Source organism: Mycobacterium innocens (assembly GCF_900566055.1).
GTDB classification, from domain to species: domain Bacteria; phylum Actinomycetota; class Actinomycetes; order Mycobacteriales; family Mycobacteriaceae; genus Mycobacterium; species Mycobacterium innocens.
In genome coordinates this window covers 24792-50471 of record NZ_UPHQ01000025.1, presented here as the reverse complement: position 1 = coordinate 50471, position 25680 = coordinate 24792, and the positions used below count along the sequence as shown (strand labels likewise).

The window sequence follows — 25680 nt, the reverse complement described above, 5'->3', positions numbered from 1 at the left end:
CAGGAAATCCGAAGATCACGACACGATAACGATCTGATCAAATCGCAAAGTAGCAGCTATATCAGAGCAACAGATCCGAGCGTAAACACGCCTGGATCACACAAATCCCCAGGTCAGCCGCCTGCGCCCGCCGCGGGAGATTGCCCCGAATCAGCTACGCGGAAATCCGCGCTAAGCACGCCGAGGGCGGGGAAAGCATGCCCGATGGGCGTATGCAACCCGACCAGACTGGGCGCGGCATCCGCGGGCCTGGTGATGGCCGTGCTGGCCGGCGGCTGTGGCAGCGACAACCCGGTGATCGACTCGCCGAACCGCGGCTCGAACTCCCACACCAAGGACACGACGGTGCAGAACGCCTACATCGTGCCGCGCTTTCAACCGGGGTCGTGTGCGATACAGGTGGGTGACGCCGCGGCGCTCGCTTTCACGGCCACCAACAATCGCGGCACCGAATCGGAACGCCTGCTCGCGATCGCCACCGACGCGGCCGAGGCCGTCCACATCTCTCCCGCCGCGCCGCTGGAAATCCCCCCCGCAGTCGTCGATCGCCGCCGGGCCGATCGAACAGGTCGGTAAGGGCGCTTCCGGCCAACCGTTCGCCGTCAGCGTGGACGGCGTGCGGGAATCCGCCAGACCGGGTACGTCGGTGGATGTGACCCTGGTGTTCGACCGTATTCGACAACTACGGCGACCTGACCATGCGGGTGCCCATCGAGGCGTGTCCCAGCCGGCAGTAGCCCGAGGTTGAAAAACGATGGCAGCCAACCGCTTTCAGTTGGATTCGGCGCAGCGTGCATACGACCACCCGGCACGGGGTAACCCTCTGAGACGGCAGACAGTTGAAGCATCGATAAGGATATCGAGAGGGATGAGGACTCATGACCGAGCACGCCGGGGAACGCACGACATCGAGCACCGGGCAACGGCTGGTCGCATCGTTTGACAAATATGACGCGGCTCAGGAGCTGGTAGATCGCATGTCCGACGGCGGATTCCCCGTCGAGCACGTGCGCATCGTCGGCGACGGCCTGCGCAGCGTCGAACAAGTCACCGGCCGCATGACCAAGGGCAAGGCCGCGCTCGCGGGTGCGGCCAGTGGCGCCTGGATCGGTGCGCTGATCGGTCTGCTGTTCTTGCTCTTTGCCGTCGGCCCGTTATGGCTTTGGGTATGGGTGCTCCTGCTGCCGATTGCCTTCGGCGCACTCTGGGGCGCTATCTTCGGCTTCGCGGCACACGCGTCGACGGGTGGAAAGCGAGACTTCACCAGCGAGCAGACCCTGCTGGCGCGCCGTTACCACGTCTATGTCACCGCCGAGTACGCCGACCACGCCGCCCACTTTCTGCCGGCAGCGCAGAGCGCGGCTCGCTGAAGTCGGTCTGAAAGCCTGGAGTTGGCCTGAAGTTGGCACAGCAGAGCGGGCAAGGTGTACTACCCCTATGAGGAACCCCGGCAGACTGTCGACGGGCGCGACTATTCCCGCGCACGAACTGGAAACCATCACCGGCTCGTCCGTGTCGGTGCCGGTGCCCCGCGGGCGTACCCATCTGCAGTTTCGCCGGTTTGCCGGGTGCCCGATCTGCAGTCTGCATCTGCACAGCTTCGCCGACCGCCACGAGCAGCTCACCGACGCCGGTATCACCGAAGTGGTGTTCTTTCACTCGCCGGCCGACGCGCTGCGCGGATATCAGACCGTGCTGCCGTTCGCCGTGGTCGCCGACCCCGATAAGGTGCACTACCGCCGGTTCGGGGTGGAACGGAGCTGGCGCTCTCTGGCCAGTTTGCGCGCCTGGTCAGCAGCTGTCCGCGGCTACCGCGCCGCGCTGCGGCACCGCCGCGACCCGGCCTACGCCGGCGTCGGATCTACCGACGGCACAACGCATTTGGGGCTGCCCGCGGACTTCCTCATCGATCCGGATGGCAGCCTGGTCGCGGTGCATTACGGGCGTCACGCCGACGACCAGTGGTCGGTCGACGAGCTGCTGAGTATCGATCGGTCGCTGGGGTAACGGCATGGCCAGCGAAGTGGTGGTCTACTGGCGTCCGGGCTGCCCGTTCTGTTGGCGGCTGCGCAGGGCGCTACGGCGGCGCCGGCTGCCCACCCGGGAGGTGAACATCTGGACCGATCCCGACGCGGCAGCGGTGGTCCGCTCGATCGCCGACGGCAACGAGACCGTGCCCACCGTCGTCGTCGGCGATATCGCCATGGTCAACCCGACGGCCGATCAGGTCGTCGACGCGGTCCGCAGCCGGGCTCCGGGGCTTCTCGACCAGGCGGCCGCGTCCTCCCGTTGGCGGACCATCTTCCGCGGTCCAAGCCGTTAGCCCGGCTCGCCCTCGATGCTCACGCCCCGCCAGAACGCCACGTGGTTCTTGAGGTCACTGGCCCGCGGGCTGGGGTCCGGGTAATACCAGGCGGCATCGGGATTGGTCTGGCCGTCCACCACGACGGTGTAGTAGTTGGCCACCCCCTTCCACGGGCACACCGACGTGGTGGGGCTGTCTCTCAGATACTCGCGGTGCACCGATTCCGGCGGGAAGTAGTGATTGCCCTCCACTTTGACGGTCTGCGGCACTTCTGCGAGCACGGTCCCGTTCCACACGGCGCGAATCATTCGCCCACCTCCCTGTCGGCTTCGATAGTGCACGGTTTCCGGGGCCGGCGCGGCCGATTGCCCGCCTTGAGATGTGGCCCCGGAAATGAGTTGGATAGTGGCATGCAATTTCCGCAACGGCTCGCCCGGTTCAACCGCCATGTCACCAACCCCATTCAGCGGATGTGGGCCGGTTGGCTACCTCCGTTCGCGACCATCGAGCATGTCGGGCGACGATCGGGCAAGCCGTACCGCACCCCGGTCAACGCCTTCGAAGCCACCGTCGACGGCAAACCCGGGGTGGCGGTTGTGCTGACCTATGGGCCGGACCGCGACTGGCTGAAGAACCTCAGGGCGGCCGGTGGCGGGCGAATGCGGCGGCGCGCCAAGACTTTCGGTATCACCGATCCGCGGGTGGTGAGCATGGCCGAGGCGGCGGCGCAGGTCACTGCCGGCTGGCGGCCGATTTTCGCGCGGCTGCCGTTCGAGAGCGCGGTGCTGTTTACCCGGACCTCCTGAGACCGGGCGATGCGGGTCACCGCGATCGGCGAGCGACCGGTCGCACTACACGGCAGCCCTGCCAACGCGGTCGTCAACTTCGCACAGCACACGGTCTCGCTGGTGGCACTGGTCAGCGACGTCGTCCGCGACGGAAAACCGGTGGCCGGGGTGGCTTTCGACTCGATCGGGCGATTCGCCCAGAGCGGGATCCTGCGCGACCGGATGATCCCTCGGGTCCTGTCCGCGGCGCCGGACGCCCTGTTGGATCGATCCGGACGGATAGACCCGGCCGCTGTCTTGGCATGCGCCTTGGCCGACGAGAAACCCGGCGGGCACGGTGATCGGGCGGCCGCGGCCGCCGCCCTGGAACTGGCGTGCTGGGACCTCAACGCCAAACTCGACGACGAACCCGCCTACGCGACCATCGCACGTCGCTTCGGGCGAAGACCGGCGCGCGCGGTCGCGGTGTATGCCGCCGGCGGCTACTACCACCCGGGGCTCGGCCTGGCCGAGTTGCGCGACGAGATGCGCGGCTATCTCGATCAGGGCTACGCGGCGGTCAAGATGAAGATCGGCGGCGCCGCGTTGGCCGACGACCTCGCCCGCATCGAGGCGGTGATCGACGTCGTCGGCGCCGAACACGTCGCGGTCGACGCGAACGGCCGGTTCGACCGGTCCGCCGCGACGCAATGGGCCACGGCGCTGGCGCCGTACGGCCTGCGCTGGTACGAAGAGCCCGGTGATCCACTCGATTTCGACCTCAACCGCGAGGTGACCGGCTGCTACGACGGCGCGGTAGCCACCGGTGAAAACCTGTTCTCGGCGCCCGATGTGACCAACCTGCTCCGCTACGGCGGCATGCGGCCGGGCCGCGACGTTTTCCAGATGGATGCCGGTCTGAGCTACGGGCTGGGCGAGTATGCGCGGATGCTCGACGTGATCGAGACGCACGGATTCGATCGCCGGTTCGCCTTCCCGCACGGCGGCCACCTGATCAACCTGCACATCGCGGCGGCCCTGGGCCTGGGCGGCTGCGAGTCCTACCCGGGAGTGTTCCAGCCCTTTGGCGGATATCCCGACGGGTGCGCGGTAACCGAGGGCCGGATCTCGCCGACGGACGCGTCGGGCTTCGGGCTCGAGCAGAAATCCGGGTTGGCCGAACTGGTGGCCGAGCTGATCACCGAGCTGACAGCCTAGGAGCACCCCGATGAAAATCGCGATAATAGGTGGTGGCGCAATGGGTTCCATCTACGCTGCCAAGCTGGCCGCCGGGGGCAACGACGTCGTGGTCATCGATCGGCAGCAGGCCGGCGTCGAGCAGATCACCCGGCACGGGCTGCGGGTCACCGGGCCCGGCTATGAGCAGCTGGTGCCGCTGCGCGCCGCCACCACGGCGCCCGCCGAGGCGATGGACCTGGTCGTGCTGGCCGTCAAGGCCGCCGACGTGAGAACTGCTGCGCAGCAGGCACTTCCGATGCTGGGCGCCGGTACTCCGGTGCTGACCATCCAGAACGGTCTGGGGTCGGCCGAGACCGTCGCCGGCATCGTCGGAAACCGGCGGGTCGCGGTCGGGATCGCCAGCGGCTTCGGCGCGGCGCGGATCGCGCCCGGGCACGTGCGCCACAACGCCATGCGGGCAATGCGGTTCGGGGCTTATGCGTCGCTGCCGTTTGCGACGGTCGAGTCGATCGCGCGGGTCTGGACCGAAGCCGGCTTCGATGCCGCCGCGGTCACCGACATCGCCGCCATGCAGTGGGAGAAGCTGATCTGCAATGTGGCCTACAGCGCGCCCTGCGCATTGACCGGGATGACGGTTGGCCAGGGGGTACCACCCGCTTGCGGGGGAGTGATGGACGACCCGGAGATGGGCCCGGTCAGCGGCGCGGCCGCGACCGAGGCGTGGGAGGTGGCGCGGGCATCGGGTATCGCGGTGGCGGTCACCGACCCCGTCACCCATGTCCGGTCCTTCGGCGCCGCGATGCCCGACGCGAAGCCGTCGGCGCTGCTGGACCACGAAGCGCGCCGGATCAGCGAGATCGACGTCATCAACGGTGCGGTCCCGCGCTACGGCGCCCGCGTCGGGGTGCCGGCACCGGTGAATGCGACCTTGACGGCGGTGGCCAAGTCGGTGGAAAGGCAGTGGGGCGGTGACTGATTCGCTACGTAGCGTCCGGCGCTACGCGCACGGGAACAGCGCGGCCGCCTCGGCCGCCTGCGCCCACTGCTCGGTGAACAGCCGGCTTACCGCTTCCAGTGCCGGGGTCAGTGGTTCGATGGTCCGCGACACCAGGGCCCGCTCGTCGGTGGCGGTCACCGGATGCCAATACACGCCGTCGGCGGTGACGGTCACCTCCGGAACCAGCGATTCGCGGCGCAGCGACAAACCCTCGGACGCAACGCCTTCCAAGGCGATCGGCCGCACCAGCTGATCCTCCCCCGCGATGCCGAGTGCGTCGAGGAACTCGTGAAATGCGGCCAGTTCGCCGGGTGCGGGGGCGGCGACCGTCGCGGCCACCCGTACCCGGAAGCCCAGCGATAACGCGAAACGGATTCCAGCGACCGCCTTTTGCCACGTCCCGGCGCCGCGGTGCGAGTCGTGCAGCTCCGGCGTCGCCGAGTCCAGGCTGATCTGCAAGGCGAGCCCATCCCTGGGCAGGGATTCCAGGGCCCGGCGCGCCCGGCCTTTGAACACCATCCCGTTGGTGAGGACGGTGGTGGGCAGCGTCTGGACACAGGCCGAGATGATCGTGGCGATGTCGGGCAGCAGGAACGGCTCACCGCCGGTGAGGAACAATTCCCGCACCCCCCAGCGCGCGGCTTCACCGACAATGCGGCCAATTCGCCCTGCTCCGAGTTCGCGGTGCGCAGCCTGCGGTGACGACGAGACACAGCAGTAGTCGCAGGACAGATTGCAGTGAAAGTTGGTATAGAGCCACAACCGGACCCCGGGCAGCCGGTCGGCGCCCAGCACCTCGGCGGGATCCGGCGGATGACCGCGCCGCACCACCACGGCACCGACTCCCGCCTCGTCCAAGTCCGCGCGAACCAACGTGTTTCCGGTTCTGGCGCACCACTTTTCGGCAAGCTCTCGGTCGCGGTGACTGCTGACGGCAACCTCGACGGTGGCGCCCTGCGCAAGCCCGCCCACCTGGCGCATCAAGTCCAGAATCACCATCGTGGGTCGATGCCCTGCTGCTCGACGGCCTCGAACAACGGCTGGTATCCGTCCAGATGCGGCGGCACCCAGCGTCGTAATCCCTCGAGTTCCAATATCTTTCGATGCTCGGGGTTATCCCAGCTCATCGCCAGCAACCGGTCCAGCCATGGTTGGTACCGCTCGGCGGGCAGGGTGTCCAAGGCGGTGAACATGCAATGGCAGTAGCCGTCGGTGCGCCATACTTCGGCCAGCGATTCTCCCATCAGCTCCGCAGCACCCATCGCCGCCCACGTCGAGCTGCCGATGGCCGCCACGTCGGCCTCCCCTGCCAGCACGGCGTCGACCGCGTCCAGTTCGCTGCGGCCGGTGTCGCCGTGTTTGCCGATGTCGGTGTTGAATCGGATGACGTGCAGGTCCGTCTCGGGGATGCCGGCGCGCCGTAGGTAATAGAGCGGCAGGATCGCCGCGTGTGCGGAGTCGGCGGACCCGAGCGCAAGACGTTTTCCGGCAATAGCGCCGGCGCCATGCAGTCCACCGCCGGCGCGCGCCACGAAGACGGTGGTGTAGTCCACGTCGGTGTCTCGCTGGGCCAGCGCGGTGCAGTGCCCGCCCGTTTGCAGCACGGTTCGCACGTAGGCCAGGTTGGTGTTCCAGGCGATGTCGATGTGGCCGGCGATCAGCGAGTCGACCAGCCGCCCGTAGTTGGAGTAGAGCACGAAATCCATTTGTCCGTCCGGGCTTTCGGCGTCCTGGAAATAGCTCCGGATGCCCTCCCAGATCGGGATCACATTGGGCGTGTATGCCACTGCCCCGACAACCAGCGGTTCGGCTGACATATCCCTCCCTAGAACAGCGGCAGCCCGGTGACGGCCCGGCCGTAGAAGTCGTACAGTGCGTCGGCGGTCGGTGCCATCACCGCCCCGGCGCGAGCGTCGCGGAAAGCCCGTTCGATGGGCAGATGCTTGGAGAACGCGGCGCCGCCACACACCCGCATCGCCGACTCGGTGATGGTCAGCGCGGCGTCGTTGACCGACGCTTTGACTCCCAGCACATGTGTCAGCGTGGTGTCGTCGGGTGAACTCACCCGGTCGGCTACCTGCGCCAGATACGCCTCCTGCGCCGCGAGCCCAGTACCCATCCGGGCGATCTGGGCGCGGATCGTCGGCAGCTCGGCCAGGCTGCCACCGAGGTGTTCCAGCCGGGCGCTGGTGACGTGCTTGACCGCGGCGCTGGTGGCGGCGGTAGCCAAACCCAGTGACACGGCGGCATTTCCGAGGTTGAACCACGGCAGGACCGTTTCCATCATCATGGTGAACCCGCCGCCCTGCGGGCCCACGCGATAGGAGGCGGGGACGCGAATGTCGACCGACATCGGCGCCGAGGCATTGCCGCGCAGGCCCATCCCGGTGAAGGTGCCGGTCACCCGCAGGCCCGGTGTGTCCGCCGGAACCGCGTAGAGATCAACGTCTCCGGCGACGCCGCTGACCGAACCGGTGGAGACGACGTAGACGTCGGCGAACCCCGCCGAAGTCACCCAGCTTTTGTCGGCCTGCACGACGATGTCGTCCCCGTCGGCCGTCGAGGCGGACACCGGCGCCCAGAAGTGCGAACGAGAGCCCTTCTCGCTGAACGCCAACGTGCCGAGCTTTTTGCCGGAGGCCATGTCCGCCAACAGATCCGGCAGGCCGGGCGAGGGCGCGGCGGCGACGGCGACGGCCGCGGCCACATGCATCAGATAGATCATGGCGGTCGATCCGCAGGCAGCCGACAGTTGCGCCACTACCTGAGTGAATTCCCTTGGGCTGGCGGCCATTCCACCGACATCTGCCGGTAGCACCAGACCAAGGAGGCCGCTGGCCCGCAGGGCATCCACCGATTCCACCGGAAAGGAACAGTCGGCGTCCACTCGCTCGGCATGCTCCGCGGCGACGGCAACGACTTGCGGCACAACCCCCGGCGCGGTCATCACGCCCCTTTCGTCCGTCCGATTCTCGGTCCGGTTGCCAGACTCACCACCGCCGCACAGACGAAAACCACTGCGGTGGTGTTGGTTCCACCGAGCCACACCGAATTCCCGGCTACCTGGACGTAGATGGAGGCCGCGGCCAGCGCTGCTACCGCGGCGGCCGCGATCGCGATCAAGCGCTGGCCGACCCTAGCCGCTGCCAGCATCGCCAGCGCAACCGCGATCAGTACCACGGCTCCACGCAGGTTGTATTGGCCGAGTGAGAATTCCAGCGGTCGTATGCCGACGTAGGCGGGCCAACTACCGGCAAGACCGCACCACACCGCGATCAGGCCGATCAGGCCGAGCGCGATTGCCCACCCGGTGAGCAGCTGTCGCGCTAGCGGCCGCGCTGCCGATGGCGAGGTCGCGGCGCGCACGGCGTCGACGGCGGCGTACCGGGTCGACGCCACGAAGAGCAGGACGACGTGGATGCCGAGCAGCATCGCGTAGGCCCACGGCCATTCCCCGGGCGACTCGGCGACCGAGAGGCCGATCGCCAGTGACTGTCCGATGCCGATCAGGGCGGCCAGCCGCACCGCCGTCCCGGTCAGCAGGAGCACCGCCAGCGCGGACTCGGCGACCAGCACCGCCCAACCGAAGGCGGTGAAGTACGGCAGCACCAGGTGCTCGACGGCCCAGCTGAACGGTTTGAACACCGGGTGTTCGATCGCCAGGTGGGTGAAGTGGTACAACCCGCTGTTGCTGCGCTGCCCGAAATCCGGTGGCAGTTTCCAGACCACGTTGTAGAGCCAGATCAACCCGGCCAGTAGCCGCAGACCGGCCAGAGCTATCAGACCACCGGTCTCCGGCGGCGCCCCGGGTGAAAACATCAGTTCCGTTCCGCGACGCACCCCGGCCGTCCTCATGCGTTGCAGTATCACACGCGGCGCAAGGGCCTGCGCGTCGCCACCCTGGCGACGACGTACACCGCGACCACCACCAACCAGGACAGCAGGCTGAGCCACAGCTGGGTGCGCGCGTTGCGGTCGAACGCCATTTGCACCAGCACCGCGATGATTCCGGCGACCGTGAGAATCGACAGCGCCGGGAAGAACCACATCTTCACCTTCAGCTTCTCGGCGGGTGTGCGGCGGCGCAGCACAATCTGCGACAGCGCGATGAGCAGGTAGACGAACAAGATCACCGCGCCTGAGGAGTTGAGCAGGAAGAGGAACACCGTGCCGGGCGCGAGCCACGCCATGACGACGCAACCGAACCCCACCGCCGACGAGCACAGGATGGCGATGTGCGGTACCCCGCGCCGGCTGACCCTGACCAGAAATGCCGGCGCCTCGCGCCGGTCGGCAAGCACGAACAGCATCCGCGACGCGGTATACAGGCCGGAGTTGAGGCAGGACAGCACCGCGGTGAGCACCACCGCATTCATGATCTGGTCCGCGCCGGGAAGACCGAGGTGCTTGAGCGCCGCGACATACGGCGAGGCGCCGAGTTCCACTGAGTCCCAAGGCATGATGACGACCACCAGGAATACCGAGCCGACGAAGAAGATCGCGATCCGCGCCACCACCGAGTTGGTCGCCCGTTGTATCGCGCGCTGTGGATCCCGGCTTTCGGCCGCGGCGATGGTGACCATCTCGGCGCCGACCATGGAGAAGATCACCACTACGATGGCCGCGAAAACGGCGCCGATGCCCTTGGGAAAAAACCCGCCATGCGCGCTGAGGTTGGCGAAATCCATGCCGTGGCCCGGCAGGAAGCCGAGCACGAACGCGGTGCCGACCCCGAGGAAGATCACGATGGTCGCGACTTTGATTCCGGCGAACCAGAATTCGAACTCCCCGAAGGACGACACCGAGAACAGGTTGGTCGCGGTCATCAGCACCATCAGGCATAGCGACAACAGCCACAGCGGCGCAGGAAACCAGTAGTTGAGGACTTTGCCGCCGGCCACTGCCTCGAAACCGACGACGATCACCCAGAAGTACCAATACAGCCAGCCCACCGAAAACCCGGCCCAGCCCCCCAGGGCGGTGGCCGCGTAGTCGGCGAACGATCCGGTGGACGGGTTCGCGGTGGCCATCTCCCCGAGCATCCGCATCACCAGCACGATCAGCACTCCGCACATGGCGTAGGTCAGGAACGCCGCGGGCCCGGTCGCCTGGATCACCACGCCGGAGCCGACGAACAAGCCGGCGCCGATCACCCCGCCGATGGCGATCATGTTGAGCTGACGCTGCGACAGTCCTTGGCGCAGTTGGGCAGTCGTACTCGCAGCCGGGCGGGCCGGCCCGCTCTCGATGTTCGTGCGAGCCCCGCGGTGCGCTCGGTTCTGCGTCTGCCGCATTACCGGACGCTAGCAGTAGTTGTCAGCGACCACCGCCAGTTGGCTGGACGTCTCGTGAGCGATCGTCGTCTGATGAGCGGTGCGCGCAGCGGCCTCTCCGCAACAACTTGTCGACGGCCACGACGAGGGTGACACCCGTGGCGAAGGCGAAGATCCGTATCCAGGCGGGCGCACCGATCGGTGCCGTACCGAACACCGTGTTCATCGCGGGTAGATAGGTGATGGCAAGTTGAGCGACGGCCTGCACGGTCACGCCCACGATGATCCAGCGGTTGGAGAAGACGCCGATCCGGAAGGCCGAATGGGTCAGCGACCGGCAGCTGAACAGGTAAAAGGCCTCAACCACCACAAAGAGGTTCAGCGCCGCGGTCCGGGCTGCTTCGACGCTGGCGCCTTTGCCGATTTCCCATTCGAACAGCCACCAGGCGGTGGCGACCAGCATGGTGGCGACGAGCAGAATCCGGGCCACCAGCCCGCGGGTCAGCAGCGGCTGGTCGGGATCGCGCGGCGGACGCGCCATGATGCCGGCTTCCTTGGGCTCGAAGGCGAGCATGAGGCCGAGCGCGACCGCGGTGGTCATGTTGATCCACAGAATCTGGGTCGGCAGTATCGGCAGCGTGGCGCCGACTGCGATCGCAACCAGGATCACCAGTCCCTCACCGATGTTGGTGGGCAGTGTCCAGGTGATGAACTTCGTCAGATTGTCGAAGACCTCGCGGCCCTCTTCGACCGCGGCCTCGATGGTGGCGAAGTCGTCGTCGGCCAACACCATGTCGGCGGCGTCCTTGGCGACCTCGGTGCCGCCGAGGCCCATCGCGACGCCGATGTTGGCCTGCCGCAAGGCCGGTGCGTCGTTGACGCCGTCGCCGGTCATGGCGACCACGTGCCCCCTGGCCTGTAACGCCTGCACCAGCCGCAGCTTCTGCTCCGGCGAGACCCTGGCGAACAGCTTGGCCCGGTCCACGGCGTCGGGATACTCGTCGCTGCTCAGGGCAGCCAACTCAGCACCGGTGAGCACCGCGCCTGCCGTCGGTTCCTCGTCGTCGAGCAATCCGACCTTGGCCGCGATCGCGGTGGCGGTACCGGCATGGTCACCGGTGATCATCTTGACCGCGATACCGGCGGTGTGACAGGCCGCCACGGCGGATGACGCGGCGGCCCGGGGAGGACCAGCCTTGGCCGCAACAACCAGCATCGCGCCCTCGGTCGGGTCACCGATAACACTCCAGCGCCCATCGTCGTGGCTGAGTGCCGCGTCGTTGCAGCGCGCACCGGCGATCAGTGACCAGCGCAGTGCCGCATGGGCATCGATCGACACAGGGGCGCCGTCGCGATCCTGCAGGACACCGTCGGGCGCATAGCCCGTTCCGGTCATCTCGACCATGCCGTCGGGGGTCCAGATCATCTGGACGGTCATCTGGTTCTCGGTCATCGTTCCGGTCTTGTCGCTGCAGATGACGGTGGTGCTGCCCAGCGTCTCCACCGCCGGCAGCCGGCGAATCACCGCGCGGCGCTTGGCCATTCGGGCCACACCGATAGCCAGCGTGATGGTGACGGCGGCCGGCAGGCCTTCGGGGATGGCCCCGACCGCGAGAGCGATCGCGGCGGTGAAGGTTTCGACGGCATCCTGCCGGCGCAGCAATCCCGCGGCGAAGGTGGCCGCCGCCAGCGCGAGGATGGCGATAGTCAGGACCTTGCTGAACCAGGCGAGCTTCGCGGTCAGCGGCGTCATCAGGGTTTCCGCGGCACCGACCAGCCGATGAATTTCACCCAGTTCCGTTTCGGCGCCGGTCGCGACGGCGATGCCGGCGCCGTGCCCCGCGGTCACCAGGGTGCCGGAGTAGACCATATTGCAGCGATCCGCGACCGGAGTGGCCTCCGGTAGTGCGACCGCGTCCTTATGGACCGGCACCGACTCTCCGGTGAGCGCTGATTCGTTGACGTGCAGTTCGGTTACCCGCACCAGCCGCAGGTCGGCGGGCACTTTGTCGCCGCTCTCCAGCAGCACCAGGTCCCCGGGAACCAGGTCCTCCGACGGCACGGTGTGCTCGTGGCCGCCACGAACCACCTTGGCTTGGGTGCGCACCATCGACCGCAACCCCTCCAGCGCGGCCTCGGCCTTGGATTCTTGGATGAAACCCACGATGGCGTTGACGACAACGACGCCGAAGATCACCGCGGAATCGACGTATTCCCGCAGTCCCGCGGTAATCAGCCCCGCGGCGAGCAGGACGTAGATGAGCGGATGGTGAAACTGCCGCAGAATGCGCACCAACAAGCCGCCCCGCGCAGCCACCGGCAAGGTGTTGGGTCCGAAGCGTTCTAATCGCTCCGCCGCTTCGCCGCCGGACAGTCCGCGGTGCGGATCGGTCTCCAGTAGCAGCACCACTTCGTGCGCTGACAGACCGTGATGAGCCGTGGATTCCGGCACTCACCTCACCCCTTGCGCACTGACCAACCACTTGTTCGTTTCACATTGCCGACGCCGGCCGCGGAACCGCCGACGGCCCAGGCCGGCCGATCATGATCCGGAGACGACCTCCCACCCGCCCGGGACGACCATCACCGGTCGATGGGAATGGTGCACGGTTCCCACGGCTACGCTGCCCAGCACCACGTCCCGCGCGCCGGAACGTCCCTGGGAGCCGACCACCACCGGAGCCGCATCGTGGTCGTCGGTGGCCGCCACCAGTTTCTCCGAGACGGCACGAGCGCGGAAACCGTGACCGCGGTTGACGGTCAACCGGAGAACGTCTGCGGCGGCCGCTCCCGAGGAATCGACCGGCGGTGCGGGCGCTGGGCCATCGCCGACTGATATCAGCAACACATCTCGCTGCGGGCACAGCCGCTTGGCCGCCGCCAACGCCGTAGCGGCACCACTTCGAGCCGTCCCAGCCGACGAGGATCGGCCCGTCGGCGAGCGCTTCGTACTCGGCTGACAGCATCGGATGCGGCACCACGACCACCGGCCGGGGGCTGCCAGCTGTTGCGGTCTGAGTGGTCGGTAGTTGTCAGTGGTGTGCTGTAGGAACAGGTGTATGAATCTGGCGGCGTGGGCTGAGCGCAACGGCGTTGCGCGGGTGACTGCGTATCGCTGGTTTCGAGCCGGGCTGTTGCCGGTTCCGGCACAACGAGTAGGTCGGCTCATTCTCGTGAACGATGCGGCAGCCGAGACATCACGGCGCAGGCGGACTGCGGTTTACGCGCGGGTATCCTCAGCGGACCAGAAATCCGATCTGGATCGACAGGTGGCCCGGGTGACCGCGTGGGCCACGACCCGGCAGCTGCCGGTCGACAAGGTTGTCACCGAAGTCGGGTCCGCGTTGAACGGGCACCGCCGAAAGTTTCTCGCACTGCTGTGCGATCCGGCGGTGACGCGGATCGTGGTGGAGCACCGGGATCGGTTCTGCCGGTTCGGCTCTGAGTATGTTGAAGCCGCACTGGCCGCCCAGGGCCGTGCGCTGGTGGTGGTCGACTCGGCTGAGGTCGACGATGACCTCGTGCGCGATATGACCGAGATTTTGACGTCGATGTGCGCTCGGCTCTACGGCAAACGCGCTGCGCAGAACCGGGCCAAGCGTGCTCTTGCTGCCGCAGCTACGGGCGACGCGGAGGCGGCCTGAGATGGCGCGTTTCGAGGTTCCAGACGGATGGTGTGTGCAGGCGTTCCGGTTCACCCTGGATCCGACCGAGGACCAGGCCCGCGCGTTGGCGCGCCATTTCGGCGCTCGCCGCAAGGCCTACAACTGGACCGTCGCCGTGCTGAAAGCTGATATCCAGACGTGGCGTGAGACCGGTGTCGAGACGGCGAAACCGTCGCTGCGGGTGCTGCGGAAGCGTTGGAACACCGTCAAGAACGAGGTGTGCGTCAACGCTGAGACCGGCGCGGTGTGGTGGCCGGAGTGCTCGAAAGAGGTCTACGCCGACGGTATCGATGGTGCGGTCGATGCGTACTGGAACTGGCAGCAGTCCCGTGCGGGAGCCAGGGCGGGTAAGCGGGTTGGGTTCCCGAAGTTTCGGAAGAAGGGCCGTGACCAGGACCGCGTGACGTTCACAACTGGGGCGATGCGCGTCGAGCCTGATCGCCGGCACCTGACGCTGCCGGTCATTGGGACCGTTCGTACCCACGAGAACACCCGCCGTATCGAACGGCTCATCACCAAAGGCCGAGCGCGGGTGTTGGCGATCAGCGTGCGGCGTAACGGTACTCGGTTGGATGCGAGCGTGCGAGCGCTTGTCCAACGCCCTATCCGGCCTAACGTCTGGCTGCCTGACTCCCGCGTCGGTGTCGATGTGGGTGTGCGGCGTCTGGCCACCGTCGCCGACGCTGATGGCGTCGTGATCGAGCAGGTGGCCAACCCGCAACCGCTGGCCGCGGCGCTGCGCGAGTTGCGGCATGTTTCCCGTGCCCGCTCGCGCTGCACGAAAGGCTCACGCCAATATCGTGAGCGCACCACTGAACTGTCCCGGCTGCATCGCCGGGTCAATGATGTCCGAACGCATCATCTGCACGTCCTGACAACACGATTGGCTAAAACCCACGGCCGCATCGTTGTCGAAGGACTGGACGCGGCAGGGATGCTGCGGCAAAAGGGCCTTCCGGGCGCCCGCGCCAGACGGCGCGGATTGTCAGATTCGGCTCTGGGCGCTCCGCGCCGGCATTTGTCTTACAAGACAGGCTGGTACGGGTCAGAACTGGTGGTCGCCGACCGCTGGTTCCCTTCGTCGAAAACCTGCCACGCCTGCGGGCATGTGCAAGACATCGGGTGGGACGAAAAATGGCAATGCGGCAGCTGCTCGGTCATCCACCAACGTGATGACAACGCCGCGATCAACCTCGCACGCTACGAGAACACCATTAGCGTCGTCGGCCCAGTTGGGGCCGCCGTCAAGCGTGGAGCCGACCGTAAGACCGGGCCACGCCCGGCGGGTGGCTGCGAAGCGCGGAAGGGACGCAGCCGCACGGCTGCCGAACAACCCCGAGACGGGGTGCAAGTCGCGTGACCACTAAAGATCACTCACTTGCAACGGCAGTAATGCAGCACCATGTCGGACACGCTGCCCAGCACCGCTTGGGTCCCTCCGAGCCCGCGAGCCCCGACAACCACCAGGTCCGCCTGCACATCGTCGACCGCTTGCGCTATTCGCAGCCCCTCCGGACCCCAGGTCCGCTTCAGCAGCGGCTCGGCATGCCACCCGGCGGCGCGAGCCAGCGTCACCCCCATCCCGACTATTCGCTGGGCCTCGCACTCACCCTCGCGCTCGACCATTTCAGCCAGCTCGTTCGCATCACGAGCCATGGGGCGCAGCCGCCGGCGCACCTTGTCACTCGCGAACGGCGGAACCCACAGATAGGTAATCCATCCGTGCGCTCCGGGAAACAACAATGCACCGGCAGCTATCGCGGCACTCGCCCCCGGCGAACCGTCGTATCCCACAATCGCATCCACCGGCACCGGTGCACCACCTCATCACGGACGTTAGGCAAACCTCGGCCCCGGCGTCAGGAGGCGTTGGTCCCTAATCGCGTGGTCGCCGGTCACACGTCGGTCACGCAGCGGCCGTCGGCGCACCTTGTCCTAGCCGGCGGTGACACGAAAACCGTTGGACTCATGAGGGTTTGGCTACCAACGCGACGGCCTCAGCCCAGGCGGGCGGTCGCCTCAGTCCAGGCGGGTGGCCACCACGGCCCACACCGGAAGGTGTACCCGGTGGTCCTGCAACAGCGGCTGCAGCACGTTCAGCTGTTGCATGAGCGGTCGCATGCGCTCGAGCATCTCGTCTTGACTCGTCGAGACCACTTTGGTCATCGCGTCGAAGGTCTGCGGCAGGAAGCGCGCCTGATAGGTGGTGGCGCCCAGGTAATCCACCCGCCACCCGCCTGCGCCGAGCGCCCGGTCGAAGTTGTCCGCCGGTATGCCGGCCCACTGGATGCCGTTGACATTGTGCGGGCTGAATTCGAACATGTAGAGCACGTGCCCCGGGTTTGGTGGCCCGGTGCAGCGCCTGCGCGTAGCGCGTCTGGATGGCTTCGTCGCCCAGGAAGACGTGCTAGAAAGCGCTGTCCACCACGGTGTCGAACCGGCCCTCGAAGCCGTCCAGGCGGGTGGCATCGGCCACCTGGAAGTCGACCGTGACGCCGGCGCGTTCCGCGTTGCGCCTGGCCCGCTCGATGGCCGAGGGCGACCCGTCAATCCCGGTCACCGAAAACCCTTGTGATGCACAGTGAATCGCATGGTAGCCGGGACCCGTGCCCGGGTCGAGCACCTCGCCGCGGATGCCGCCAAAGGCGACCAGTTGCTCGACGACCGGCTGCGGGCCGCCGATGTCCCACGGGATCAGTCAGTCGGTCAGTTCCGCATCGCCGTACAACGGCTCGAAACCGGCAACGTTGGCCTCGGTTGTCATGGGATTCTCGCCTCCTTGTCGACGGGGGAACGCACGTCCGCTTTGTATACGATGTCGTTCACTAAGATCCCACCATAGCCGACCTACGTAAGGAACGTAATCGTCTACAATAAGGTGGTGTGAGGATGCGCTGCCGGTCGCGGGGTCAGCACGCTGCCCGCGTGCCGGTTGGCCCGCCAAATATCCTGGCGGGCAGGGTAATCGGTGACAGGCTAATGCGCCGAGACAACCGCCAACGGCACCGGGGCCGGTGGCGACTGACCGTTGGGCCGCGCCCACAGACCCCTGCGCTCGAGCAGCGGCAGCACGCCTTCACCGAACCAGTAGGCCTCTTCCAGGTGCGGATATCCCGACAGGACGAAGTGGGTGATGCCCACCTGCGCATACTCGGCCAGCCGGTCGGCGACCTCGTCGTGCGACCCGACCAGCGCGGTGCCCGCCCCGCCGCGCACCAGGCCGACCCCGGCCCACAGGTTGGGCGCGATCACCAGTCGGTCGTTGTTGTCGCCGCGCAGCTCGACCATGCGGCGCTGGCCCTCCGACTCGCTGCGCGCCAGGTTGGCCTGCATCCTGGCGACATCTGCCGGGTCGATACCGTCGAGCAGCCGTTCGGCCTCGGCCCACGCCTGCGCGGAGGTGTCCCGGCTGATCACGTGAATCCGTAAGCCGTACTGCAGAGTTCGGCCGTGCTCGGCCGCCAGCCCGCCAATCCAGTCCACTTTGTCGCCGACCGCGCCGAGCGGCTCGCCCCAGGTGAGGTAGACGTCGGAATACTTCGCCGCGACCGGCCCGGCAGAGCCGGACGATCCGCCGAAGAACACCGCGGGAGCCGGGTCGGGCCGGTTGTTCAGCGCTGCGCCTTCGACACGGATGTGATCGCCGGTGAAGGTCACCGGCTCACTCGACGTCCACAGTTGCCGCACCACCTGCAGGAACTCGCCGGTGCGGGCATACCGCGACTGTTTGTCCAAGAAGTCCCCGTAGGCGCGCTGCTCGTGCGGTTCACCGCCGGTGACGACGTTGAGCAGCAGCCGGCCGCCGGACTGCCGTTGGAAGGTGCCGGCCATCTGGGCGGCCAGGGTGGGACTGGTCAGGCCGGGACGCAGGGCGACCAGAAACTTCAGCGTCTCGGTGCGCTCGACCAGCATCGCCGTCGTCAGCCAGGCGTCCTCGCACCACAACCCGGTGGGGGTGAGCACCGCCTCGAAACCGTTGGTTTCGGCGGCCGCGCAGATCTGGTGCAGGTACTTCAGCGTCGCGGGCCGGTCACCACGCATCGCGGTACCGTGCCCACCCGCAACCAGATTGCGTGAATCGCCGTACGTCGGCAGAAACCAATGAAAAGCCAGGCTCATCCGGGTCCTCTTTCTGCTACCAAGGTCAACGGCCGATCGTGCCCAACAACGCCGAGCCGCGCGCGGGTCGCTGACTTTGAGCTGACTTTGACCTGCCCTGGTCATCTCCGATGCCCGACCGCGTGCTTTCCATGATTGAGGCCACACCACCGCCGCCCAAGGGCGAAAACCTCCCCAATCCGAGCGACGGGTGGTGCAAGAGTGTGCATTTGCCGCGTGCGGACCCCTGGAATCCACGCAGCCCCGGCCCAGCGTCACGATTGGGCCACCGATGCGGCGTGGCTCGGCGGGAAAAACCCTGTCGGGGCGGCATTATGGCCCCGTGGCTGACCTGACCCGTCGCGCGGTACTGCGGATGGGCGCCGGAGCCAGCGCAGGAGCCGCTGGTGTGTGGGCTCTGAGCGCCCTGCTGGATCCGCTCAAACCCCAGGCGGCGCCACCGCGGGCGCCCGCCCCCTTCGAGCCCCCGGCAGCCGGCAGCAGCTTGCCGACCAAGCTGTCCGGCTCATTCATCTCGGCAGCCCGCGGCGGTATCCAGACGAACTGGGTGATCGCCCTGCCGCCGGGCCAGACCAGGTTATTGCGGCCGGTCATCGCCCTGCACGGCAAGGACGGCAACGCCGGCATGATGCTCGACCTCGGCGTCGAAGAGGGGCTGGCCCAACTGGTCAAGGCGGGCAAGCCGCCGTTCGCGGTGGTCGGTGTCGACGGCGGCAACACCTACTGGCACCGCAGGGCATCCGGCACCGACTCCGGCGCGATGGTGCTCGACGAGCTGCTGCCGCTGCTGGCCTCGATGGGGATGGACACCACCCGGGTGGGATTCCTGGGATGGTCCATGGGTGGATACGGCGCGCTGCTGCTGGGTGCTCGGCTGGGCCCGGCGCGGACGGCCGGAATCTGCGCGATCAGCCCGGCCTTGTACACCTCGTTCACCGGCAGCGCACCGGGCGCGTTCGACAGCTACGACGACTGGGTGGCCCACAGTGTCATCGGTCTGCCGGCGCTGAACCAGATTCCGTTGCGGGTGGACTGCGGCATCGGCGATCGGTTCTACTTCGCCGCGCGGCAGTTCGTCAGCCAACTGAAAACGGCCCCGGCGGGCAGCTTCTCCGCCGGCGGGCATGACACGGACTATTGGCGCGGACAACTGCCCGGCGAGCTGGCCTGGATGGCGTCCTGAAGCGAGCCCGATGACACTCCCCCCGGAAATCCCAGCAAACCCAGCAAACCCAGCAGACCCCGCGGGCCCGCTGCGTCCAGGAGTGCGACCCCGTCGGGGGATCGGTTTCCGCCCGGACATCGAGGGTTTGCGCGCGGTCGCGGTGGTTGCCGTCGTGCTCTACCACGCCGGCATACCGGGCGTTGTCGGCGGCTACATCGGCGTGGACGTCTTCTTCGTCATCTCCGGCTTCCTCATCACCGGCTTGCTGTGGCGCGAGGTGACCACCACCCGCACCGTCGGGCTGGGCCGCTTCTACGGTGCGCGGGCGCGCCGGCTGCTGCCCGCCGCGGCTACCGTCGGCGTGGCCACCGCGATCGGCGCCGCCGCTCTGCTGCCACCCCTGCAAGCGCGGCGGGTCTTCGTCGACGGCATTGCCAGCGCGTTGTATGTCGGCAACTACCGGTTCGCCGGGCAGGGCACCGATTACCTGTCCGCCGACCAGCCGCCGTCGCCCTTCCAGCACTACTGGTCACTGGGCGTCGAGGAACAGTTCTACCTGGTGTGGCCGGCGCTGATCATCGGTACCGGGTGGCTGGTCCGACGTTTCGGTCGCGGCACCGGGTCGCGGGCCATGCCGTATGCCGTCGCCCTGGGTTTGGTGGCGGCGGCGTCGCTGGCAGCGACGGCGATCTGGACCCGCACGTCGCCGTCGTGGGCGTTCTTCTCGCTGCCCACCCGCGCCTGGGAGCTGGCCGTCGGCGGGTTGGTGGCCCTCTCGATCGGTCATTGGCGGCGGCTGCCGCTGGCGCCCGCGGCAGTCGTCGGCTGGGGCGGTCTGGCGCTGATCCTGCTGACCTGCACCCAGCTGGGCCCGGGAACTCCCTACCCCGGCACCGCGGCGCTGCTGCCGGTGCTGGGCACCGCGCTGGTGATCGGCAGCGGTTGCGTCACCGGCGCGATGGGAGTCGGTCGCGTGCTGTGCCGCCCGGCCATGCGGGCGATCGGGCGGGTGTCGTACTCGTGGTACCTCTGGCATTGGCCGGTGCTGCTCCTGATGCCGCCGCTGCTCGGCGATTCCCCCGGACTGCCGGCCAGGCTGGCGGCCACCATCGTCTCGGCCGGGCTCGCGGTGATCACGCTGCATCTGATCGAAAATCCGGGCCGGTTCGCCGCGGCGTTGCGCCGATCCGCCAAGGCGAGCCTGGCGCTGGCCGGTGCGGCCAGCGGCGTCGCGGCGTGCGCATCCGCGGTACTGCTGACCGCGATACCGGTGCCGGCCGGCCACGGAGCGGCCGCGTCCGAGGCCAAGATCGCCGCGCTACCGTCGGCGGCCGCGACCGCGACAGCCCCGAGCCCGCAGGAGGCGGCAATCCGGAGTCTCTTCGCCCGGGTTCGCGACGCCGTCGCAGCCGCCGCGGACCTGCGGGCGGTGCCGTCGAATCTGAACCCGCCGCTGGCGGCGGCGCCCGGCGACAAGGCCCCCGTCTTCGTCAACGGCTGCCTGCGGTCCTGGCGTGACGTCGGTCAGCGCGAGTGCGCTTCGGCCGACACCGCGTCGGCGACGACCATCGCGCTGGTCGGCGACTCGCATGCCGCCATGTGGGACCCGGCTCTGCAGCAGGCCGCCGAGCAGCGGCACTGGCGGCTGGAGACGTTGGCCAAAGTGACCTGCCCGCTGCTGGACCTGCCGATCGTCAGCCCGTACCTGGGCCGCAGGTACACCGAGTGCGAACAATGGCGCGCCGAGATGCTCGACCGGCTGCGGGCCGAGCGGCCGCGCCTGGTGGTGCTGGGCATGAGCCGCCGCTACCACGCGGACTTCAGCTTCGCGTCCTACGACCCGGCCTGGATCGATGCGCTGTTCCGGACGGTGGCCCAGCTGCGCAGCAACGGTTCGGCGGTGCTGGTGCTGGGCCCGGCCGCCGATCCGCAGTCTTCGGTGCCGACGTGCCTTTCCGCCCACTTGGACGACGCACGCGGCTGCGCGCCCCTTCGGTCGGTGGCCGCCAACGGCGACGGCATCGCCGCCGAGCAGGCGGCCACCGCAGCCGCCGGCGGCCACTATGCGGATCTGACCGACCTGTTCTGCAGCACCGAGCGATGCCCGGTGATCGTGGGCAACACCCTGGTGTTCCGCGACGACAACCACGTGACGACCGAGTACTCGCAGCTGCTGACACCGGTTATCGGCGCGCTGGCCGATCGCGCCCTGGCCGAAGGGTGAAGTTGGATTACGACACGGATGAATTTCTTTGCGAATGAACCACATAACCACGCAGAACGTGTTATCACTGAAAGGGTCGTGGAGGTTTCGAGATGAGTCCGTTGATGGTGATATTTGTGACGGCGCTCATGCCAGTCGCCGGGCTCGGTCTCGTGCAATTGCAAGCGCGCCTTGAGCGTTGGGACTACGAAAGGCACGCAGAAGACTGAACGGCGACATTTAACACCGTGTGCGGCTGAAGGTTTGGACGAAAATCAGTCCGCTCATCGAAGCAACTGCGCGCGAATGAGCGGTGCGATCTTGTCTGCCAGATATTGATGCCCGGCATCGGTGGGGTGCACGCCGTCAGCGCCGATCAACTCGGGCCTGTCCACGAACCAGCCGTCGCCGATCGGATCGACGAATGCTGCTCCCGCGGCGTGCGCCGCGGCGTTGAGCACGTCGCGAATCTGCAGCACCGAGTCGGGCACCTCGGCGGTGGGCCACGGCGGCCCAATCACCAGCAACCTCGCGGACGGCGCCAAGCGGCGCGCCAGATCGAAAGTCGCGCCGGCCTTTTCGGCCAGCAGTTGCGGCTCGACGCCCTCGTCGTTGCGGGAGCCGAAGAACACCACCAGCACATCGTCGGGCTTGACGGCCCTGGCGGTCAGATCCTCGAAGACGCTGCCATGGTCACCGGGCATCCCGTAACCGGCTCGGCCCTCGGCTGCCACATCGGCGGCAATCCGCTCTCCGGACCGAGCCAGCGCCTGCCAGGCGTGCGCCGTCCACGACGTGGAGCCCAGGCCTCCCTCGTCGGTGCCGGCGGTATAGGAATCACCGATCACCGCGAGGTGGGTGAGCCGGAAATCCATGGTCAGCGGGCGGTAGCCGGGGGTTGCCGGGGTTGCGCCGGCCATCAGAGTCAGACCAATGATGAACATGGCCACCCGACTCACTACCAACCTCCGCTGGGATACGGCGTCGTCATCGTACGAGGAATCCAGGCGAAATCGCCGTCGACGCGCTGCAACCGTCACACCGCGCGGGCCGAAACCGCTTCCCGCGCACCGTCGATCGGATGAAGCGTGGCGCTCGTCGACTCAGCGGATTCGCTTTTCCGGGGCACTGCTCTTACATCTACCATCTTGCGCATCCAGCGGCGCGCGGGCTCCTCGACGAAGTGATAAATCAAGATCGAGGCACCCACGGCGATCGCGAGCAGGCCGATGATGTTCCATTTCCACGGGTTGTCCCGCGGCGTCAGATCGAATTGAAGAACGGCCCAGCCCCACCCGGTGTGCACCAGCTCGTGCACCATGTACAGGCAAAATGAGATTTGCCCGCCGTAAACCATCAGCCGCGTCGACAGCAGTCCCGGCAGGCTGCCCAGGCCGACCGCCAGCGCGATCACCAGCGGAACGAACAGCATGTCGACCACGCCGCCGCTGTCCACGACTCCGGTGATGGGATGCGCATCCAACCAGTACATGACGGCCACCATGACCGCGATCAGCAGCAGGGAAAGGTATCCGGCCACGCGGCGCGCACGATCGGACAGCCGCAACCGGCGCACCGCGGCACAGGCCAGCGCGCCGGCGATGAACTGTGTGACGATGCGCGGCAGCCAACTCCACGGCGTGTAGAACTGGCCGCTGGCCAGCAACAGCAGCACCGGCGGCAACGACGCGGCGAAAGCCAGCAGCATCAGGCTGCGGGCGCGGGTAACGCGCTCCATTCGCAAGATCACCAGGATGAGCACACCGAACAGCAGGTAGGCCAGCCATTCGGCGCTGATCGACCAGGCCGGACCGTCCCAACTGGACCCGTCGAAGAACGGCTGAAACCACAACTGCACCAACAGGATCTGCCGCAGGTAGCTGATGGCGGTGAGATCTCTCACTTCCGGCAGCGGCACATGCCCGACGTGCAGGCTCAAGATCACCAGCAGTGCGGCCAGGTGCAAGGTGACCAGGTAGACCGGCCACACCCGGGCCAGCCGCAACCACAGGAAATGCACGGTGGCGCGGGCCGACCAGGACCGGCCCATGCGGTCGAGGTAGTTCCAGGTCAGCACAAAGCCACTGAGAATAAAGAACAGGTCGACGCCCTGTGCACCGCAGTTGAGCACCGGCGCGAGGGCATCACGGAAATCCGGCGATGCATCGCCCAGCATCGGCCGGAAGTGAAACAGCACGACCCACACCGCTGCGATGATGCGAAGTCCGGTCAGCGACTTGATCTCCCCGCGGATCTCACCCCTGATGTCTGCGGTGATGTCTCCGGTGATGTCTCCGGTGCGCACGACGCTCTTTCCGTCTGGACTCTGCTGTTTCGTCATCTGATTGCGCGGCCCTGCCTCGCGAGCTCCTCGACGGACGGGTGGCGCCGGTGTCCCACCCCGCTACGTGGCGCGCATTGTCGTCGGGCGTTCGCCTGCTGCTTCGGCGAAGCGGGCGACCCGCCTGTTCTCCAGCCCGCCGACTGGCGATGGGCAGCCATGGCAGCCTAACAGCGAGACGGTACCGACGGCACCGGCGCATCCTGGGAGGTTGCCGTGGGAAATCGCCGCCCCGCTGCGACCGACGTTGCTGGAGGCTCGGCAACTGCCGCGAAAATCGCTCTTAGCAAAGAGTTAGACGCGGCTTTCGGTCTCCTTAGGTTTGCGGGTTAGCGTTGGGCACAGACTGCCACCGGGAGTGAGGCCACTCATGACTATCGCCGACGTCGCTGATCCGACGGGTGGACGGGGAAACTGGACTTACGACTGCGCCGGAGCGCAGATTCGGGCGCACTGTCGTCACCTGGCGACGGTGCTGACCATCCTTGGAGACATCGACGCCGTCAATATCGATGAGGTCAGCAAGTACCTTCGGCGATTCATCCTCGAGGATCACCCGGTGGTCCTCGACCTGAGCGGCGTCAGCTACTTCTCCGCGGCCGGCATCTCACTGTTGCAGACGCTCGACGAGAACTGCCATGCCGCCGGTGTGCAGTGGTCACTGGTCGCAGGCCCGGCCGTCCGCCAACTGCTCGGTGACAACCGCGCCGATGCACCGTTTCCGCTCACCGGCTCCGTCCACGAGGCGCTTCGCGACCTGGCCGACGCCATCGTCAGCCGCCGTCAGCTGGTCCTGCCGCTGATCAAGAAGACGGCTTAGTCGCCGGCGGAGGTGTCGACGGGGCCCTTGATCGGAGCTGGCCGGACGCTGCGCCGCAACCTGACCGTCCCCACCACCGCGAGAATTCCGGCGACCGTCGCCAGCAACAACGTCAGCACCAACAGCTGCGGGTGATAGACCACCGACACGGTGACCGGTTGCCCGTCGGCAACCGGTCCGACGGCCACCGTCGAGCGGGTGTGCAGCCAGCTTGCCGCGGTGGCCACCGCCGCGACCAAGGCCACGGCCAGCTCTGCCACCGCCCGGTGACGGGCGGTCATCGCGTCGGCTCGGTGTCGTCGTCGTCGACGTCCACCTGGACGGGCTCGACGCGCTCGGTGACCAGTGGAGTCAGCGCAGCCCGCAGGTGACGATGCCGACGCGCCCAGGCTTGGGCGGTGCGGCCCCCGGTGAGCTTCAGACCGATGCCCACCCGGCCCCGCGGCACGCCGACCAGTTCGCCGAGCGCCCGCGCCGACTGCCACTTGGCCAACGGCTTGCCCGATGCCTCCGAATTCTCCGGCTCGGGAAACACCTTCACGATCTCGGACACCAGGATGGTCTCGGTGCCCTGCCGCAACGCGTCTTCGGTGAGCTCCACGGAGGTGTGGATGCGCGCCGCCTTCACTTGCACCGCCACGAACACCGATACCATCACCAGGAAAATCGCCGGAGTCACCAGCCCAACCCCGCCGCCGCCGGACATTTCGATCAAAATCATCGACACCGCCGCGATCGGACCGGCCAACAGCCAATACCAGCTGGCGCCGGGTTCGTAGAACAATGGCTTGGATTTGGTGTCCCCCGCTGATGTCATGGAAGCCT

General features: G+C 67.4%; 28 protein-coding genes and 1 pseudogene. 13 read left to right on the top strand and 16 right to left on the bottom strand.

Features of this window, described 5'->3' with window-relative positions:
- Positions 1-255 precede the first annotated feature (255 nt).
- The 4 genes from EET03_RS03020 (at position 256) to EET03_RS03005 (ending at position 2323) form a co-directional block, all read left to right on the top strand.
- Positions 256-576, top strand: coding sequence for a hypothetical protein (locus tag EET03_RS03020; protein ID WP_136625636.1), 321 nt, complete (start codon positions 256-258; stop codon positions 574-576).
- A 302-nt stretch (positions 577-878) separates the two neighbouring features.
- Positions 879-1370, top strand: coding sequence for a YflT domain-containing protein (locus EET03_RS03015; RefSeq protein ID WP_075543209.1), 492 nt, complete (start codon positions 879-881; stop codon positions 1368-1370).
- A 67-nt stretch (positions 1371-1437) separates the two neighbouring features.
- Complete coding sequence (locus EET03_RS03010; protein WP_082274706.1) at positions 1438-2007, top strand: peroxiredoxin-like family protein; 570 nt, start codon at positions 1438-1440, stop codon at positions 2005-2007.
- A 4-nt stretch (positions 2008-2011) separates the two neighbouring features.
- Entirely contained in the window at positions 2012-2323 is a 312-nt protein-coding gene (locus EET03_RS03005; RefSeq protein WP_075543208.1) for a glutaredoxin family protein, read from the top strand.
- On the opposite strand, the gene EET03_RS03000 is transcribed toward EET03_RS03005, so the two are convergent.
- Positions 2320-2613: a DUF427 domain-containing protein gene (locus tag EET03_RS03000; RefSeq protein WP_075543207.1), complete on the bottom strand. Its 294-nt coding sequence runs from the start codon at positions 2611-2613 to the stop codon at positions 2320-2322. The genes EET03_RS03005 and EET03_RS03000 overlap by 4 nt on opposite strands.
- A 102-nt stretch (positions 2614-2715) precedes the next feature.
- On the opposite strand from EET03_RS03000, the gene EET03_RS02995 reads away from it, so the two are divergent.
- From EET03_RS02995 to EET03_RS02985, 3 genes are read left to right on the top strand one after another with little or no spacing between them, the layout of a single operon-like run.
- Positions 2716-3111 (top strand): nitroreductase family deazaflavin-dependent oxidoreductase, encoded by a 396-nt coding sequence (locus tag EET03_RS02995; protein ID WP_075543206.1) that lies wholly within the window; start codon positions 2716-2718, stop codon positions 3109-3111.
- A gap of 9 nt (positions 3112-3120) precedes the next feature.
- Complete coding sequence (locus EET03_RS02990) at positions 3121-4290, top strand: enolase C-terminal domain-like protein (RefSeq protein WP_075543205.1); 1170 nt, start codon at positions 3121-3123, stop codon at positions 4288-4290.
- A gap of 10 nt (positions 4291-4300) precedes the next feature.
- Positions 4301-5248, top strand: a complete 948-nt coding sequence (locus tag EET03_RS02985; RefSeq protein WP_075543204.1) for a ketopantoate reductase family protein — start codon at positions 4301-4303, stop codon at positions 5246-5248.
- Positions 5249-5269: 21 nt separating this feature from the next.
- On the opposite strand, the gene EET03_RS02980 is transcribed toward EET03_RS02985, so the two are convergent.
- From EET03_RS02980 to EET03_RS31110, 7 genes are all read right to left on the bottom strand, one after another.
- Positions 5270-6265, bottom strand: coding sequence for an Rv1681 family radical SAM protein (locus tag EET03_RS02980; protein ID WP_099194314.1), 996 nt, complete (start codon positions 6263-6265; stop codon positions 5270-5272).
- The gene (locus tag EET03_RS02975; RefSeq protein ID WP_063471022.1) at positions 6262-7086 is read right to left on the bottom strand and encodes an Rv1680 family SBP-like protein; all 825 of its coding nucleotides are present in this window, start codon (positions 7084-7086) and stop codon (positions 6262-6264) included. The genes EET03_RS02980 and EET03_RS02975 overlap by 4 nt, the downstream gene beginning before the upstream one ends.
- An 8-nt stretch (positions 7087-7094) precedes the next feature.
- Positions 7095-8216 carry an Rv1679 family acyl-CoA dehydrogenase gene (gene fadE16 / locus EET03_RS02970; RefSeq protein WP_075543202.1) on the bottom strand — a complete coding sequence of 374 codons (1122 nt, stop codon included), beginning with the start codon at positions 8214-8216 and terminating at the stop codon, positions 7095-7097.
- Positions 8216-9124, bottom strand: coding sequence for an Rv1678 family membrane protein (locus EET03_RS02965; RefSeq protein ID WP_075543212.1), 909 nt, complete (start codon positions 9122-9124; stop codon positions 8216-8218). The genes fadE16 and EET03_RS02965 overlap by 1 nt, the downstream gene beginning before the upstream one ends.
- Positions 9125-9135: 11 nt before the next feature.
- Complete coding sequence (locus tag EET03_RS02960; RefSeq protein WP_099193943.1) at positions 9136-10563, bottom strand: amino acid permease; 1428 nt, start codon at positions 10561-10563, stop codon at positions 9136-9138.
- 22 nt (positions 10564-10585) lie between these two features.
- Positions 10586-12994, bottom strand: coding sequence for an HAD-IC family P-type ATPase (locus EET03_RS02955; RefSeq protein ID WP_099193942.1), 2409 nt, complete (start codon positions 12992-12994; stop codon positions 10586-10588).
- Between the two features lie 90 nt (positions 12995-13084).
- Positions 13085-13306, bottom strand: coding sequence for a universal stress protein (locus EET03_RS31110; RefSeq protein ID WP_244232217.1), 222 nt, complete (start codon positions 13304-13306; stop codon positions 13085-13087).
- Positions 13307-13601: 295 nt separating this feature from the next.
- Here EET03_RS31110 and EET03_RS02945 point away from each other — a divergent pair, with 295 nt between their 5' ends.
- Entirely contained in the window at positions 13602-14186 is a 585-nt protein-coding gene (locus tag EET03_RS02945) for an IS607 family transposase (protein ID WP_075543199.1), read from the top strand.
- Between the two features lies 1 nt (position 14187).
- Positions 14188-15567: an IS607 family element RNA-guided endonuclease TnpB gene (gene tnpB, locus EET03_RS02940; RefSeq protein WP_075543198.1), complete on the top strand. Its 1380-nt coding sequence runs from the start codon at positions 14188-14190 to the stop codon at positions 15565-15567.
- A 26-nt stretch (positions 15568-15593) separates the two neighbouring features.
- Here tnpB and EET03_RS02935 read toward each other — a convergent pair.
- From EET03_RS02935 to EET03_RS31100, 3 genes and pseudogenes are all read right to left on the bottom strand, one after another.
- Positions 15594-16019: pseudogene (locus EET03_RS02935) on the bottom strand (universal stress protein); the annotation flags it as partial.
- Between the two features lie 207 nt (positions 16020-16226).
- Positions 16227-16529 (bottom strand): hypothetical protein, encoded by a 303-nt coding sequence (locus EET03_RS31105; RefSeq protein ID WP_244232215.1) that lies wholly within the window; start codon positions 16527-16529, stop codon positions 16227-16229.
- Positions 16530-16614: 85 nt separating this feature from the next.
- Positions 16615-16830 (bottom strand): class I SAM-dependent methyltransferase, encoded by a 216-nt coding sequence (locus EET03_RS31100; protein ID WP_321182591.1) that lies wholly within the window; start codon positions 16828-16830, stop codon positions 16615-16617.
- Here EET03_RS31100 and EET03_RS30665 point away from each other — a divergent pair.
- Positions 16798-17049, top strand: coding sequence for a hypothetical protein (locus EET03_RS30665; protein ID WP_136625635.1), 252 nt, complete (start codon positions 16798-16800; stop codon positions 17047-17049). The genes EET03_RS31100 and EET03_RS30665 overlap by 33 nt on opposite strands.
- Positions 17050-17183: 134 nt before the next feature.
- Here EET03_RS30665 and EET03_RS02925 read toward each other — a convergent pair whose 3' ends face one another.
- The gene (locus EET03_RS02925; protein ID WP_099193941.1) at positions 17184-18326 is read right to left on the bottom strand and encodes an LLM class flavin-dependent oxidoreductase; all 1143 of its coding nucleotides are present in this window, start codon (positions 18324-18326) and stop codon (positions 17184-17186) included.
- Positions 18327-18597: 271 nt separating this feature from the next.
- On the opposite strand from EET03_RS02925, the gene EET03_RS02920 reads away from it, so the two are divergent.
- On the top strand, positions 18598-19509 hold the full coding sequence (locus EET03_RS02920; protein WP_063471367.1) for an alpha/beta hydrolase: 912 nt from the start codon (positions 18598-18600) through the stop codon (positions 19507-19509).
- 10 nt (positions 19510-19519) lie between these two features.
- The gene (locus EET03_RS02915) at positions 19520-21715 is read left to right on the top strand and encodes an acyltransferase family protein (protein ID WP_082274704.1); all 2196 of its coding nucleotides are present in this window, start codon (positions 19520-19522) and stop codon (positions 21713-21715) included.
- Between the two features lie 263 nt (positions 21716-21978).
- Here EET03_RS02915 and EET03_RS02910 read toward each other — a convergent pair whose 3' ends face one another.
- Positions 21979-22638 carry an Rv0518 family GDSL lipase gene (locus EET03_RS02910; RefSeq protein ID WP_099193940.1) on the bottom strand — a complete coding sequence of 220 codons (660 nt, stop codon included), beginning with the start codon at positions 22636-22638 and terminating at the stop codon, positions 21979-21981.
- A 92-nt stretch (positions 22639-22730) separates the two neighbouring features.
- Positions 22731-23948 carry an acyltransferase family protein gene (locus EET03_RS02905; RefSeq protein ID WP_425271495.1) on the bottom strand — a complete coding sequence of 406 codons (1218 nt, stop codon included), beginning with the start codon at positions 23946-23948 and terminating at the stop codon, positions 22731-22733.
- 457 nt (positions 23949-24405) lie between these two features.
- On the opposite strand from EET03_RS02905, the gene EET03_RS02900 reads away from it, so the two are divergent.
- Positions 24406-24855 (top strand): STAS domain-containing protein, encoded by a 450-nt coding sequence (locus EET03_RS02900; protein ID WP_075543194.1) that lies wholly within the window; start codon positions 24406-24408, stop codon positions 24853-24855.
- On the opposite strand, the gene EET03_RS02895 is transcribed toward EET03_RS02900, so the two are convergent.
- Together EET03_RS02895 and EET03_RS02890 are read right to left on the bottom strand one after the other, a co-directional pair.
- The gene (locus tag EET03_RS02895; protein WP_075543193.1) at positions 24852-25136 is read right to left on the bottom strand and encodes a hypothetical protein; all 285 of its coding nucleotides are present in this window, start codon (positions 25134-25136) and stop codon (positions 24852-24854) included. The genes EET03_RS02900 and EET03_RS02895 overlap by 4 nt on opposite strands.
- On the bottom strand, positions 25133-25672 hold the full coding sequence (locus tag EET03_RS02890; protein ID WP_075543192.1) for a DUF3093 domain-containing protein: 540 nt from the start codon (positions 25670-25672) through the stop codon (positions 25133-25135). The genes EET03_RS02895 and EET03_RS02890 overlap by 4 nt, the downstream gene beginning before the upstream one ends.
- Positions 25673-25680 lie beyond the last annotated feature (8 nt).

What these genes read in the sequence shown, in the direction of transcription:
- EET03_RS02975 (WP_063471022.1), bottom strand. Translation starts at nt 7,086, where the DNA reads ATGTCAGCCGAACCGCTGGTTGTCGGGGCAGTGGCATACACGCCCAAT.
- EET03_RS02995 (WP_075543206.1), top strand. Translation starts at nt 2,716, where the DNA reads ATGCAATTTCCGCAACGGCTCGCCCGGTTCAACCGCCATGTCACCAAC.
- EET03_RS03005 (WP_075543208.1), top strand. Translation starts at nt 2,012, where the DNA reads ATGGCCAGCGAAGTGGTGGTCTACTGGCGTCCGGGCTGCCCGTTCTGT.
- EET03_RS03020 (WP_136625636.1), top strand. Translation starts at nt 256, where the DNA reads ATGGCCGTGCTGGCCGGCGGCTGTGGCAGCGACAACCCGGTGATCGAC.
- EET03_RS31105 (WP_244232215.1), bottom strand. Translation starts at nt 16,529, where the DNA reads ATGTTCGAATTCAGCCCGCACAATGTCAACGGCATCCAGTGGGCCGGC.
- EET03_RS02965 (WP_075543212.1), bottom strand. Translation starts at nt 9,124, where the DNA reads ATGAGGACGGCCGGGGTGCGTCGCGGAACGGAACTGATGTTTTCACCC.
- EET03_RS02895 (WP_075543193.1), bottom strand. Translation starts at nt 25,136, where the DNA reads ATGACCGCCCGTCACCGGGCGGTGGCAGAGCTGGCCGTGGCCTTGGTC.
- EET03_RS30665 (WP_136625635.1), top strand. Translation starts at nt 16,798, where the DNA reads ATGGTAGCCGGGACCCGTGCCCGGGTCGAGCACCTCGCCGCGGATGCC.
- tnpB (WP_075543198.1), top strand. Translation starts at nt 14,188, where the DNA reads ATGGCGCGTTTCGAGGTTCCAGACGGATGGTGTGTGCAGGCGTTCCGG.
- EET03_RS02920 (WP_063471367.1), top strand. Translation starts at nt 18,598, where the DNA reads ATGCGGCGTGGCTCGGCGGGAAAAACCCTGTCGGGGCGGCATTATGGC.
- EET03_RS02985 (WP_075543204.1), top strand. Translation starts at nt 4,301, where the DNA reads ATGAAAATCGCGATAATAGGTGGTGGCGCAATGGGTTCCATCTACGCT.
- EET03_RS02925 (WP_099193941.1), bottom strand. Translation starts at nt 18,326, where the DNA reads ATGAGCCTGGCTTTTCATTGGTTTCTGCCGACGTACGGCGATTCACGC.
- EET03_RS02960 (WP_099193943.1), bottom strand. Translation starts at nt 10,563, where the DNA reads ATGCGGCAGACGCAGAACCGAGCGCACCGCGGGGCTCGCACGAACATC.
- fadE16 (WP_075543202.1), bottom strand. Translation starts at nt 8,216, where the DNA reads ATGACCGCGCCGGGGGTTGTGCCGCAAGTCGTTGCCGTCGCCGCGGAG.
- EET03_RS02890 (WP_075543192.1), bottom strand. Translation starts at nt 25,672, where the DNA reads ATGACATCAGCGGGGGACACCAAATCCAAGCCATTGTTCTACGAACCC.
- EET03_RS03010 (WP_082274706.1), top strand. Translation starts at nt 1,438, where the DNA reads ATGAGGAACCCCGGCAGACTGTCGACGGGCGCGACTATTCCCGCGCAC.
- EET03_RS02945 (WP_075543199.1), top strand. Translation starts at nt 13,602, where the DNA reads ATGAATCTGGCGGCGTGGGCTGAGCGCAACGGCGTTGCGCGGGTGACT.
- EET03_RS03000 (WP_075543207.1), bottom strand. Translation starts at nt 2,613, where the DNA reads ATGATTCGCGCCGTGTGGAACGGGACCGTGCTCGCAGAAGTGCCGCAG.
- EET03_RS02915 (WP_082274704.1), top strand. Translation starts at nt 19,520, where the DNA reads ATGACACTCCCCCCGGAAATCCCAGCAAACCCAGCAAACCCAGCAGAC.
- EET03_RS02990 (WP_075543205.1), top strand. Translation starts at nt 3,121, where the DNA reads ATGCGGGTCACCGCGATCGGCGAGCGACCGGTCGCACTACACGGCAGC.
- EET03_RS02900 (WP_075543194.1), top strand. Translation starts at nt 24,406, where the DNA reads ATGACTATCGCCGACGTCGCTGATCCGACGGGTGGACGGGGAAACTGG.
- EET03_RS03015 (WP_075543209.1), top strand. Translation starts at nt 879, where the DNA reads ATGACCGAGCACGCCGGGGAACGCACGACATCGAGCACCGGGCAACGG.
- EET03_RS02910 (WP_099193940.1), bottom strand. Translation starts at nt 22,638, where the DNA reads ATGTTCATCATTGGTCTGACTCTGATGGCCGGCGCAACCCCGGCAACC.